Raw genomic sequence first — 11,420 nt, forward strand, 5'->3', positions numbered from 1 at the left:
TTTAGCCATCCAGTACATACATCGCCCATAGGCACACATTGATCATCATGTATGGGTGATGGCAGAAGTTTTTCGATGACAACCTAGACAAAAAGCACCCCAATTCGGAGTGCTTTTTCTTTATTTGGACGATTGCTTGTTCATTGCTGCCATCATTTGGTTGATTTTTTTTTGCGACGGTTTTTGACCCATCTGCATCATCATCATACGTAGCATCTGTTCATTAATCGGTGGATTTTCTTTTAAGTAGTTCATCATGTATTTACGCGCGATGAAAAACCCGAGAGCGACTCCTGCAAGAAGCGCAATGACCCCGACTAGAATGGGTACCCACATTCCTTTGTTTCCTCCTTCATGTTGTATGTCTTTTATTAGTTTACACAACGAGAAAGAGTTAGACAAGATTCCTATACATATTTCTGCTGTTTACGAGGTTTTAACCAACCATATCGTGAACAACTACGCTCAATTGCTAGAAAATTGTCTACTTTACGCAACCTCTCGAAAAGTAAACTATCTACCTCTTCTTCTTCGCCGTAAACATCTATGGTTAACAACTCGTTTGTCCATCGGATCGTTGCATGCCAACGAAAGTCACGATCTTGCAAGTATACACCCTGTCCTTTCCTCGTACCACCAATATCTTGAACTAATTTATGTAGTTCACGTTGAATTTGAAGATTAGGCACTGGTTCAAGTATGTAAGTCACTTGCCTTTTTAAAATATCTAACTTTCTTCCCTCTGCCTGCTCGCATTCCAAAAACAGCTGAACAAACTTACCTTCTCGACCATAAAAGAAATTCGCTACCTCGGCTTTGATGGAATAGAGTGTATAATGTCTCTCCATGACTTGTCCCTCCTGCGATCCCTTACTTTCCTTATCGTAGCATAAGCCTCCAGCAACTTTTGTCAGATTATGAACGGGATCTACCGCGAGTTTTGTCGAATCGAAAGAATATTCTTAACTAATAAGATACAGAAAGGATTCCTCAATCGCAACTAATAGGCGAACAAATCAGGAACAAAGAAGAAGTGCCTCTTCAGTAGTCAATTACTACTTCGCGGCACTTCTTCGCTACTTATTTTGATTCAATCAACGCTTTCGCACGAGCGACGACATTTTCTACTGTAAAACCGTATTCCTTAAGAACAATTTCTCCAGGTGCAGATGCCCCGAAAGTGTCCACTCCGATAATATCTCCATCCGTGCCAGTATATTTCTCCCATCCGAAAGGACGTGCCATCTCAACTGCTAAACGCTTTTTGACTGCTCTTGGAAGAACAGACTCTTTATAGCTAGCGTCCTGTGCGTCAAATCGACTCCAGCTTGGCATGCTAACGACTGAAGCGTCAATTCCATCCTTAGATAACTCCTCTTGAGCAGAGAGCACTAATCCTACTTCTGATCCCGTCGCCAATAACAGGAGGTCCGGTGTATCATTGGACGACTTTCGTACAACATATGCTCCTTTTTTGACACCTTGATCAACGGCGTCTTGAGGAAGATCCAGCGTAGGCACATCCTGGCGAGTCAATACTAGTACAGTCGGCTCGTTTTTGCTTGTTACAGCTTCTTTCCATGCAGCCTTTACTTCTTTCGCATCAGCTGGGCGAACAATGTTTACGTTCGGCATTGCGCGCAAAGAAGGTAGTTGCTCAACAGGCTCATGCGTGGGTCCATCTTCACCGACAGCAATACTATCATGGGTCAGCACATACGTTACTGGAACCCCCATTAAAGCGGATAGTCGCAGTGCAGGACGCAGGTAGTCACTAAACACAAAGAACGTTCCGCCGAACACTTTTAGCCCTCCATGAAGTGCCATTCCGTTCAAGGCTGCTGCCATTGCAAATTCACGAACACCAAACCAAACGTTACGACCATCGTAGCGCTCATGGGAGAAGTCCCCAGAAGACTTGATCATCGTTTTATTTGAACCTGCTAAATCGGCAGATCCACCGAATAGCGAAGGCACCCCATCCGCTAACGCGTTCACGAGTTCACCAGACGAAGCACGAGTCGCCATCCCCTTGTTAGCTGTAAAATTCGGTAGTCCGCGATCCCAATCTTTCGGCAGCTCATCGCGAATTGCCTGGTCAAGCTGCTCTGCTTCTACTGGAAATGCCTTTTTGTATGCTGAAAATGCTGATTCCCATTCAGACTGAGCTTTTTGACCTCGTTCTTGTACAGTTACACGAAAATGCTCATACACTTCTTCTGGAACATGGAAATCTTTTTCGAAAGTCCATTTGTACGCTTCTTTCGTTAGCTTAGCTTCGTCTCCACCGAGAGGGGATCCATGAACACCACTTGTTCCTGATTTGTTCGGCGAACCATAGCCAATCACCGTTTTTACTTCAATCATGGTTGGACGAGTTTGATCCAAACGGGCCTGTTCTATCGCTTTAGAGATTTCGTCAACATCATTGCCGTCCTCTACTTTTATGTAGTGCCAACCATAGGCCGTGAAACGCTGCTCAATATTTTCCGAGAAAGATTTATGCAAATCACCATCTAATGAAATATCATTTGAATCGTATAACACGACAAGCTTGCCGAGTTTTAAGTGACCGGCTAGAGAACAAGCTTCGGAGGAAATTCCCTCCATTAAATCTCCGTCTCCACAAATCGTATACGTGTAATGATCGACGATGGAATGATCTGGGCGATTAAATTTCGCACTTAAATGTTTTTCTGCCATTGCCATCCCGACTGCCATCGCAATGCCTTGGCCTAGAGGTCCTGTCGTTGCCTCCACACCATGTGTGTGACGGAATTCCGGATGTCCGGGCGTTTTACTTCCCCATTGACGGAATTCTTTCAGATCGTCCATGGATAGGTCATACCCTGCAAGGTGTAGCATGCTATAAAGCAGCATGGACCCATGTCCAGCTGATAGTACGAAACGGTCACGGTTAAACCAAGTAGCATCTTGTGGATTTTGGTTCATAAATTTTGTCCATAACGTATAAGTCATGGGAGCAGCACCCATTGGCATTCCAGGGTGACCCGATTTTGCTTTTTCAATGGCATCAATGGAGAGCGTACGTATTGTGTTAATTGAGAGTTGATCCTGATTCATTATCATGATATCCATTCCTTTCGTCAGAAACGAGTTTTCACATAGTGTAGCGTCAATGTGCTGTATGTATGTAGGACAAAAAGCGAGGAGTACATATTTTCCCCGTCAAGTTAATGACTGCGCTTTCGAGTTTGGCGATCTTTCAACTTTTCCGGCGTGACGTCATTCCCGTTTGGATCAACAATTTTCACTCCGTCGAGCGTGTTGAGCATTGAGTTACGAAACGACTTTAAATACTCTTTTCGTAACTTAGATTGCTCTTTCGCTTCAGCTTCAGATAACCCTTGTTCTTTCGACTTTTTTGCGAGTTCGTTAATGCGTTGCAACATTTGTGGTGAAATCATTAGGAAACTCCCTTTCGTAAAACTTGTCCAATAAGGACGAAAGTTGTCCTAATCATACTAAACTGGACTGTTCATGACAAGCAACGCGAGCCGTAATAAGGCAAAACACATTCTCTCCCTGTTTCTCCACGTATCTCTTTTACATACTCCTGATATCTTCTATGTACAGTAGCCTTCGAAAAATCATACACTAGTCTCCTTAAAAGTAGTGACATAAGTGTGATATTTTCACTTATAGACTCCCTGCAAACGTACGTATGTTCTTTTTAGAGCAAAAATAAATAGATATTGCACAATCCGTATGTAATCCCACAAAAGCTGCACGTCCAACAATTTTCTTTTACCCATTTCATCAATGACCCCTCCACAGAATGTATGTTCGCTCCATGTAATATCTTTATTTTATACGAACATACATTCCGTGTCAACTTTTTTTCGAACTTATGTTTGCGTGCTCTTGGTAAAACATGCTATACTACACCTAGATTATAGAACGTATGTACTCTACATAAACAGGAGATTAGGAGAGGTGAATGACATGTCTACATTATCTAAAAGACAACAAGCTATTTTAGACTATATAAAGGATGAAGTACAAAAAAAGGGCTATCCACCTTCAGTTCGGGAAATCGGGGAAGCTGTTGGACTTGCCTCTAGTTCTACAGTGCATGGCCACCTTGCGCGTTTGGAAAGTAAAGGCTATATTCGTCGCGATCCTACAAAACCACGCGCTATTGAAGTAATGGATCTAGACGGAAACGACCATATAGAAAGAACGGACGCAAGACAAGTCCCATTAGTCGGGAAGGTCACAGCCGGAACGCCTATCACTGCGATCGAGAACATCGAGCAATACTTCCCACTTCCAGAACATCTAGCGCCACAAGATGAGCACGTTTTCATGTTGGAAGTGATGGGAGACAGTATGATTGACGCCGGAATACTTGATGGAGACTACGTGATCGTCAGACAGCAGCAATCCGCGACTAATGGGGAAATTGTCGTTGCCATGACAGAAGAGGACGAAGCTACTGTTAAACGCTTTTTTAAAGAAGCTGACCACATTCGGCTCCAGCCGGAAAACGAGACACTCGAACCGATTCTCGTCCGTTCCGTGACGATTCTAGGCAAAGTAATTGGCGTATTCCGTGAAATACAATAAATTATGTTAAGGAGCCATTCGTTGGTTCTCTTTCCAAAGAAAAACCCCTTAAAGCCTAGAGCCTCAAGGGGGGTTTTTTATTAGAATTGTTGCATATACTGCTCTCTTTCCCATGGATGTACTTGCGTACGGAACATATCCCATTCAATCTCCTTCGCTTCGATGAAGTGTTCAAGGATGTGTTCGCCGAGGGCTTTTGTCATGACTTCGTCGGATTGTAGGTTTTCCAGCGCTTGGTATAATGTTGCCGGAAGATCTACGATGCCTTCTGCTAGGCGTTCTTCTTTTGACATGACGTAAATGTTGCGATCCACTGGTTTCGGTGCTTCTAATTGGTTTCTGATTCCGTCAAGACCTGCGCTGAGCAATACGGCCATCGCAAGGTATGGGTTGGCTGCTGGGTCTACGCTCCGTACTTCGACGCGTGTACTCACTCCACGAGATGCTGGGATGCGAATGAGTGGAGAACGGTTGCGTGCAGACCACGCTACGTAACATGGTGCTTCGTATCCTGGTACTAAACGTTTGTATGAGTTCACTGTTGGGTTTGTGACGGCAGTGAAGTTGACAGCGTGCTTCAAAACACCAGCCAAAAATTGATTCGCGGTTTCGCTCAATTGGAGTGTGCCGCTTTCGTCGAAAAATGCGTTAACTCCACCCTTTTTAAAGAGTGATAGGTTACAGTGCATACCGCTTCCGTTCACGCCAAATAATGGTTTAGGCATAAAGGTTGCGTGCAGTCCGTGTTTGCGCGCAATCGTTTTAACGACAAGTTTGAACGTTTGGATGTCGTCGCACGCTTCTAGCGCATTTGCATATTTAAAATCGATTTCGTGTTGACCCGGTGCGACTTCGTGGTGAGAAGCTTCTACTTCAAAGCCCATTTCCTCTAGTTCCAGCACGATGTCACGGCGACAGTTTTCCCCCAGGTCTGTTGGGGCTAGGTCAAAATAGCCACCGTTATCGTTTAACTCCAGGCTTGGACCTCCTTTTTCGTCCAATTTGAACAAGAAGAATTCCGGCTCTGGTCCGAGGTTGAAGTCTGTAAATCCGAGCGCTTCCATTTCCTTTAGGACACGACGCAGATTATTTCTTGGATCTCCCTCAAAAGGAGTGCCATCTGGGTTATAAATATCACAAATGAGACGCGCTACTTTTCCTTTTTCAGCAGTCCACGGGAATACAACCCATGTGTTTAGATCAGGAAATAAATACATATCAGACTCTTCGATGCGAACAAAACCTTCGATAGAAGATCCGTCAAACATCATTTTGTTATCGAGCGCTTTCGGAAGTTGGCTGAGTGGGATTTCCACGTTTTTGATCGTCCCTAAAATGTCTGTAAATTGAAGACGAATAAATTTCACATTTTGTTCTTCAGCCAAACGCATAATATCTTCTTTGGAAAACTTATCCATTCGTTTCTTCCTCCTTAAATTGGCAAAAGGGTGTACCCTTTCGATGTCTCTTAATGGAAAAACCTTGATAAATCCCCTTGACGCAATGTGCCCCGTGGTCGGGACGGGTCCATCATTTCTTGACGTAAGTACTTACGTAAATCTCGATCTGATAAATCTTTTTTCGTTTCAGCATGAGGCATCACATGTGCCTTCATTTGGTCTGTACGTTGCTTAAAAACAGCTTTGACTCCCGCGAGGTTAACGCCTTGATCCAAAAGATCTTTCACTTCTAGCAAAATATCTAAATCCTGGTAGGAGAATAACCGTTTCCCCCCTTGGGACCGTGCTGGCGCGACAAGTCCGTGCTCTTCATAATACCGAATCTGTCTAGCGGATAAATCCGTTAGTTTCATCACAATGCTAATAGGAAACAGTGGCATCGATTTACGAATTTCCTTCGATGACATTGTACATTCCCCTTTCCTCTTCAAACACATTATATGTCGTGTTAGAAATAATGTCAAACGAATGTTAGGTTTTCTAACAAAATATTTCCCCAACAGAAAACATTATGAGCGCAGCACGCAACCATGCATGGAAACGGATCACAAAGCAGTTGCGTTGTGATCAAGGCGGTGCGAGTGGAGCCCCATGTAGTAGTTTATAAAGCAACATTCGAAGTTGTTTTCTAACGGGATAGATAATGATGTTAGGAATCTGCGTAACTCCGCCCCTTTTCCACAGAAAAAAGAGACTACGAGAGTCCCTTTGCTGGTTCTTTTTGTTGTAAAGTTCCCTTCTCCAAACACGTCTCCAAAGCAGAACAAATCGCGTATTTCACATGTTCGTACGTTAAGCCACCTTGAATGAACGCAGTATACGGCGCGCGGATCGGTCCGTCGGCAGTCAGCTCTAAACTAGCCCCTTGTATGAATGTACCTGCTGCCATAATGACATCATCTTCATAGCCAGGCATGTATCCTGGGTAGGGTGTGACGTGTGCATTGATAGGTGAAGCGTGTTGAATCGCTTGGCAAAAGGCAATCATGCGTTTGGCATCATGAAAGGTCACGGATTGTACGAGATCGGTCCGCACCTCGCCACTGTGTGGAGATGCATCTAGGCCAAAGTGTTCGACTGCTTTTGCCGTGAAGTGGGCGCCCTTTACTGCTTGTGCTACCGTATGTGGTGCCATAAATAGTCCTTGGAAAAAGTCTGTGTAGCCGCTTGGGTTGGGTCCTACTTGTGCACCGATACCAGGTGCCGTGAGTCTGGCGGCACAGGCTTCTATCAGCCCCACTTCCCCGACTAAATAGCCTCCCGTTTTTGCAAGTCCTCCCCCAGGATTTTTAATGAGAGAGCCTGCCATTATGTCTGCACCGACATGAGTCGGCTCTTCGCTTTCCACAAACTCGCCGTAGCAGTTGTCTACAAAGCAAATGGTTTCTGGGCTGATCGTTTTCACGAGCGTAATCAGTTCTTCAATTTGTTTTACAGTAAAGGAAGGTCTGTTCGCATATCCTCTTGATCGTTGGATCGCGATGAGTCTTGGTTGTGTTTGCAACACTGCTATAATCGCTTCCTTATCGGGTGTCCAGCCGTCTAAAAGCGGAACAGCCTCGTACGTTACACCGAATTCTTTGAGCGAACCAGTCGCCTGTATTTTCTGACCGATAATCGGGGTCAGCGTATCGTATGGCTCGCCGGTAATGGATACAAAATGGTCACCTGGTCGGAGCAAACCGAACAGTGCGGTCGCAATCGCGTGTGTCCCAGAAATCAGCTGCGGTCGCACGAGGGCAGCTTCCGCACCAAAAACGTCGGCATAGACGCCCTCCAACCCATCTCTTCCTAAACAATCATAGCCGTAACCTGTAGATGGAGCTAGATGTGCCTCAGACACTTTAGCCCGCTGGAATGCTCGCAACACTCGCGCTTGATTGTCGTACGCAATCTCGTCTATCCGTTTAAAGATTTGTACAAAAGTGGATTCGATTGACTCAATAAATTTAATACGATTCCATGTCATGCGATGCTTCCTTCTTTCGTTCAAATCCTGCTACTCGGTACATGTTTGTCTGCTCTTCAAAGTCCATGGACGAGACGACGGTTTCTCTGCGAAGTTTGGCTAAAATACCACCTTCATCTGATGGGACTTCTCTTTCATACGGAACGAGCATGGCAGACAACGCCTGTTCCAGTAATTGTTTAACATGAGCAATATCATCGGGATCTAGTGCACTCATTCGGAACGCACTACTCCCACCAGCCCAGTCTTCTGTCATCTTGTCTTTTTTGTTTAACACGAGTACCTCTGGAATCTGGCTAGCACCGAGCTGTTGCAAAATCTTGTGCACGGTTTGAATTTGTTGGTTGAACTGTTCATGACTTCCATCCACCACATGCAATAACACGTCTGCCTCCAACACTTCCTCAAGGGTAGAGCGGAAAGAAGCGATGAGCGTTGTGGGGAGCTTTTGGATGAACCCAACCGTGTCTGACAAAATGACCGTAGTCCCTGATGGCAATTTACATTTGCGGGTTGTGGCGTCGAGAGTGGCAAAAAGGGCATCTTCTTCAAAAACATCTGCTTGTGTTAACTGATTAAACGTCGTAGACTTTCCGGCGTTCGTGTAGCCGACAATCGCTACATGGAACACATCACTTTTTCGCCGTTTCTCGCGGTGTAGTTCCCGATTTGTTTGGACACTGTGTAGAGAACGTTTCATTTCGGTAATCCGTTCACGAATGTGGCGGCGATCGGTTTCTAGCTTGGTTTCCCCAGGGCCTCTTGCACCGATTCCACCCCCTTGTCTGCTGAGGGCAATCCCTTGGCCACCTAGGCGTGGTAGTAAATACTCTAGTTGGGCGAGCTCTACTTGTAGCTTTCCTTCTTTTGTCTGCGCACGCTGAGCGAAGATGTCCAAAATGAGCTGTGTGCGGTCAATAACACGCGCCTCGACCTCGCGCGACAAATTCCGAATTTGACTCGGTGTGAGCTCGTCGTTAAAAATAACAAGTTCCGCTTCCGTTTCTTCAACTAAAAAAGCGAGCTCTTCAATCTTTCCTGACCCTATGTATGTGGCCGATTCAATCCGTTCTCGTTTTTGCGTAAGAGTACCTGTCACGACGCCCCCTGCTGTTTTAACAAGCGCCTCTAACTCTGCCATTGTTGACTGAAAAAATTCATCTTCCGTTTGCTGCGTTTGACAGCCTACTAATAGGACACGTTCTTCCATGAACTCACCTCTTGTTTAATCTACCAAAGTGTTCCTTAGCGTGTTACAATAAATTCTGGTTTGCTGAATTTCATAGTACCCTTTATCTTACCATAAGAAAGGGTGGGCGCCTATGGCTTGGGAAATGTTGAATCTTATCGGAACTGTTGCGTTTGCTATTAGTGGAGCGTTCATTGCCATTGAAGAAGAATATGATCTTTTTGGCATTTATATTTTAGGCATTGTGACCGCGTTTGGCGGAGGGGCCATTCGGAATTTACTGTTAGGCATCCCAGTATCGCAAATATGGGAACAAGGCGTATTATTTACTACTGCTTTCCTAGTTATTACCGTCGTCATTCTTTTTCCTTATGCAGTGGATCGAGGCTGGAGACGCTGGGGGCAAACATTTGATGCTGTCGGACTAAGCGCTTTTGCCATTCAGGGAGCTTTGTACGCTAGTCAAATGGAACTCGGGGTTGTGGCACTATTGTTCGCCGCAGTCCTTACAGGGTGCGGAGGGGGTCTATTGCGAGATGTGTTGGCAGGTAGAAAGCCACTCGTATTTCGCGACGAAATTTATGCGTTATGGGCTGCTCTTGCTGGAATCGTGATTGGATTTGGATTCGATGTATTTACGTCAGACATCATTTTACTTGCCCTTTTCGTACTCATTACTGTTTTACGTATTTACTCGTTTTTATACAAATGGCGGCTTCCAAGTCGAAATGTGATACGAAATATGACGAATTCTCCGTAATGAAAACCCCCGAACACAAACTGGAGTCGGGGGTTTTCATCTACATTTTTAAATCAAGGCTCCTCAGCGTCATCAGCTCTGCGCGGTCAAATTCTTGCTCAGTTAACAATCTCATAGAATGCGCACGGATGGATTTTTCCAACACGTTGCGTACATATCGACCATTACTAAAGTGATTGTTCGACTCGCGCGATTGGACATTTTCTAGGTGCGCTTGGAATTGCCGCGTGGCTTCTTGGCTAAACACATACTCTTTGTCGTCGAGCATCGTTTGCGCAATCTCCATTAATTCTTTCGTCGTATAATCAGGAAAGTCGATGACGATCGGAAATCTGGAGTAAAGACCTGGATTGAGTGTAAGAAAATGGTCCATCTCTTCTTTGTATCCAGCCAAAATAAGTACAAACTCTTGGTGCTTATCCTCCATATGCTTCACAAGCGTGTCGATCGCTTCTTTTCCGAAATCCTTTTCGCCACCGCGACCTAATGAATAGGCTTCGTCAATAAACAAAATACCGCCTAATGACTTTTTGACTAGGTCACGTGTCTTTTGTGCAGTATGACCAATGTACTCTCCAACTAGATCTGCACGCTCAGCTTCAATTAAATGTCCTTTACTCAATACCTCCATTCGCTGTAACAGCGTCCCAATTAATCGAGCCACTGTCGTTTTTCCAGTTCCCGGATTCCCTTTAAACAACATGTGTAATGCCTGTTTTCCAGGTTTTAAACCGGCTTCTTGACGCTTCTTATTAATGACAATCCAAGCGTATATTTCTTTCATGATCTTTTTCATTTCGCTTAGGCCAACGAGTTGATCGAGTTCCCTCTCCAACGCTTGCAACGCATCTAGCTCTTCGGTGGTCGCTTGTTTTCGTTGTTTTTGAGTGAGCGTCCCTCGCTCGCCTTCTTTCGGGTACGCGTGTCGCTTTTGCGAGTTGAGTACAATGTTGATTTGTCCATTATTTTTTAACCGAATGGGTTGATCCATGAAGTCACCTCACCGTTTCCCCTAGCTTCACTCTTTTTGGCAGGAAATATAGGCCAAAAAAGTCACTCTCTACGCCTACTTTACTTATCTATATTCACACAATGTGCTTGGCATTAACGAGAGAACGAAAAAGAAGCAGACAAATTGAGTCTGCTCCTCGAAAAAAGCTCAAATCATGGACAGAAAACCGTGCGGAAATTAACTATCTTGCTCAATTTTCACGTTTCGTTGTGGGCTAAAAGTGGAGATAGCATGCTTAAAAACTAGTTGCTGCTTTCCATCTGTTTCAAAGAGTACGGTAAAGTTGTCAAACCCTTTTACAAGCCCTCTTAATTGGAAACCATTTGTCAAAAAGACTGTGACAGAAATGTTGTCTTTCCGCAATTGATTTAAGTATTGATCTTGAATATTCACAGGTTGCTTCATCTACTTTTCGTCCTCCTCTTTTCTATAACGGACTT

Annotated in this window: 12 protein-coding genes; 2 read left to right on the plus strand and 10 right to left on the minus strand. The window is 44.7% G+C overall.

Annotated elements, in window-relative coordinates:
- Nucleotides 1-120: 120 nt before the first annotated feature.
- The 4 genes from HHK01_RS07815 to HHK01_RS07830 form a co-directional block, all read right to left on the minus strand.
- The gene (locus tag HHK01_RS07815) at nt 121-336 is read right to left on the minus strand and encodes a YneF family protein (RefSeq protein WP_170007267.1); all 216 of its coding nucleotides are present in this window, start codon (nt 334-336) and stop codon (nt 121-123) included.
- A gap of 71 nt (nt 337-407) precedes the next feature.
- Nucleotides 408-848: a sporulation inhibitor of replication protein SirA gene (gene sirA, locus HHK01_RS07820; protein WP_170007268.1), complete on the minus strand. Its 441-nt coding sequence runs from the start codon at nt 846-848 to the stop codon at nt 408-410.
- A 232-nt stretch (nt 849-1,080) separates the two neighbouring features.
- On the minus strand, nt 1,081-3,090 hold the full coding sequence (gene tkt, locus HHK01_RS07825) for a transketolase (RefSeq protein ID WP_170007269.1): 2,010 nt from the start codon (nt 3,088-3,090) through the stop codon (nt 1,081-1,083).
- 104 nt (nt 3,091-3,194) lie between these two features.
- Nucleotides 3,195-3,428, minus strand: a complete 234-nt coding sequence (locus HHK01_RS07830; RefSeq protein WP_170007270.1) for a DUF896 domain-containing protein — start codon at nt 3,426-3,428, stop codon at nt 3,195-3,197.
- Nucleotides 3,429-3,966: 538 nt separating this feature from the next.
- On the opposite strand from HHK01_RS07830, the gene lexA reads away from it, so the two are divergent.
- Nucleotides 3,967-4,590 (plus strand): transcriptional repressor LexA, encoded by a 624-nt coding sequence (lexA, locus tag HHK01_RS07835; protein WP_170007271.1) that lies wholly within the window; start codon nt 3,967-3,969, stop codon nt 4,588-4,590.
- An 80-nt stretch (nt 4,591-4,670) separates the two neighbouring features.
- Here lexA and glnA read toward each other — a convergent pair whose 3' ends face one another.
- From glnA to hflX, 4 genes are all read right to left on the minus strand, one after another.
- Nucleotides 4,671-6,008 carry a type I glutamate--ammonia ligase gene (gene glnA, locus HHK01_RS07840; RefSeq protein WP_170007272.1) on the minus strand — a complete coding sequence of 446 codons (1,338 nt, stop codon included), beginning with the start codon at nt 6,006-6,008 and terminating at the stop codon, nt 4,671-4,673.
- Between the two features lie 50 nt (nt 6,009-6,058).
- Nucleotides 6,059-6,457, minus strand: coding sequence for a MerR family transcriptional regulator (locus HHK01_RS07845; protein ID WP_170007273.1), 399 nt, complete (start codon nt 6,455-6,457; stop codon nt 6,059-6,061).
- 287 nt (nt 6,458-6,744) lie between these two features.
- The gene (locus tag HHK01_RS07850; protein WP_170007274.1) at nt 6,745-8,019 is read right to left on the minus strand and encodes a methionine gamma-lyase family protein; all 1,275 of its coding nucleotides are present in this window, start codon (nt 8,017-8,019) and stop codon (nt 6,745-6,747) included.
- Nucleotides 8,000-9,229 (minus strand): GTPase HflX, encoded by a 1,230-nt coding sequence (gene hflX, locus HHK01_RS07855; RefSeq protein WP_170007275.1) that lies wholly within the window; start codon nt 9,227-9,229, stop codon nt 8,000-8,002. The genes HHK01_RS07850 and hflX overlap by 20 nt, the downstream gene beginning before the upstream one ends.
- A gap of 112 nt (nt 9,230-9,341) precedes the next feature.
- On the opposite strand from hflX, the gene HHK01_RS07860 reads away from it, so the two are divergent.
- Nucleotides 9,342-9,968: a trimeric intracellular cation channel family protein gene (locus HHK01_RS07860; protein ID WP_170007276.1), complete on the plus strand. Its 627-nt coding sequence runs from the start codon at nt 9,342-9,344 to the stop codon at nt 9,966-9,968.
- A 40-nt stretch (nt 9,969-10,008) separates the two neighbouring features.
- Here HHK01_RS07860 and spoVK read toward each other — a convergent pair whose 3' ends face one another.
- Nucleotides 10,009-10,959, minus strand: coding sequence for a stage V sporulation protein K (spoVK, locus tag HHK01_RS07865; protein ID WP_170007277.1), 951 nt, complete (start codon nt 10,957-10,959; stop codon nt 10,009-10,011).
- A gap of 198 nt (nt 10,960-11,157) precedes the next feature.
- Nucleotides 11,158-11,385: an RNA chaperone Hfq gene (gene hfq, locus HHK01_RS07870; RefSeq protein ID WP_170007278.1), complete on the minus strand. Its 228-nt coding sequence runs from the start codon at nt 11,383-11,385 to the stop codon at nt 11,158-11,160.
- Between the last annotated feature and the right edge of the window lie 35 nt (nt 11,386-11,420).

It is taken from the genome of Bacillus fonticola (genome assembly GCF_012955605.1).
In the GTDB taxonomy this organism is placed as follows: Bacteria; Bacillota; Bacilli; order Bacillales; family JC228; genus Bacillus_CG; species Bacillus_CG fonticola.

Bases quoted from the DNA above. Each gene is read 5' to 3' on its own strand.
- tkt (WP_170007269.1), bottom strand. From the start codon at position 3,090: ATGATAATGAATCAGGATCAACTCTCAATTAACACAATACGTACGCTC.
- sirA (WP_170007268.1), bottom strand. From the start codon at position 848: ATGGAGAGACATTATACACTCTATTCCATCAAAGCCGAGGTAGCGAAT.
- HHK01_RS07830 (WP_170007270.1), bottom strand. From the start codon at position 3,428: ATGATTTCACCACAAATGTTGCAACGCATTAACGAACTCGCAAAAAAG.
- HHK01_RS07850 (WP_170007274.1), bottom strand. From the start codon at position 8,019: ATGACATGGAATCGTATTAAATTTATTGAGTCAATCGAATCCACTTTT.
- spoVK (WP_170007277.1), bottom strand. From the start codon at position 10,959: ATGGATCAACCCATTCGGTTAAAAAATAATGGACAAATCAACATTGTA.
- glnA (WP_170007272.1), bottom strand. From the start codon at position 6,008: ATGGATAAGTTTTCCAAAGAAGATATTATGCGTTTGGCTGAAGAACAA.
- HHK01_RS07845 (WP_170007273.1), bottom strand. From the start codon at position 6,457: ATGTCATCGAAGGAAATTCGTAAATCGATGCCACTGTTTCCTATTAGC.
- hflX (WP_170007275.1), bottom strand. From the start codon at position 9,229: ATGGAAGAACGTGTCCTATTAGTAGGCTGTCAAACGCAGCAAACGGAA.
- lexA (WP_170007271.1), top strand. From the start codon at position 3,967: ATGTCTACATTATCTAAAAGACAACAAGCTATTTTAGACTATATAAAG.
- HHK01_RS07860 (WP_170007276.1), top strand. From the start codon at position 9,342: ATGGCTTGGGAAATGTTGAATCTTATCGGAACTGTTGCGTTTGCTATT.
- hfq (WP_170007278.1), bottom strand. From the start codon at position 11,385: ATGAAGCAACCTGTGAATATTCAAGATCAATACTTAAATCAATTGCGG.
- HHK01_RS07815 (WP_170007267.1), bottom strand. From the start codon at position 336: ATGTGGGTACCCATTCTAGTCGGGGTCATTGCGCTTCTTGCAGGAGTC.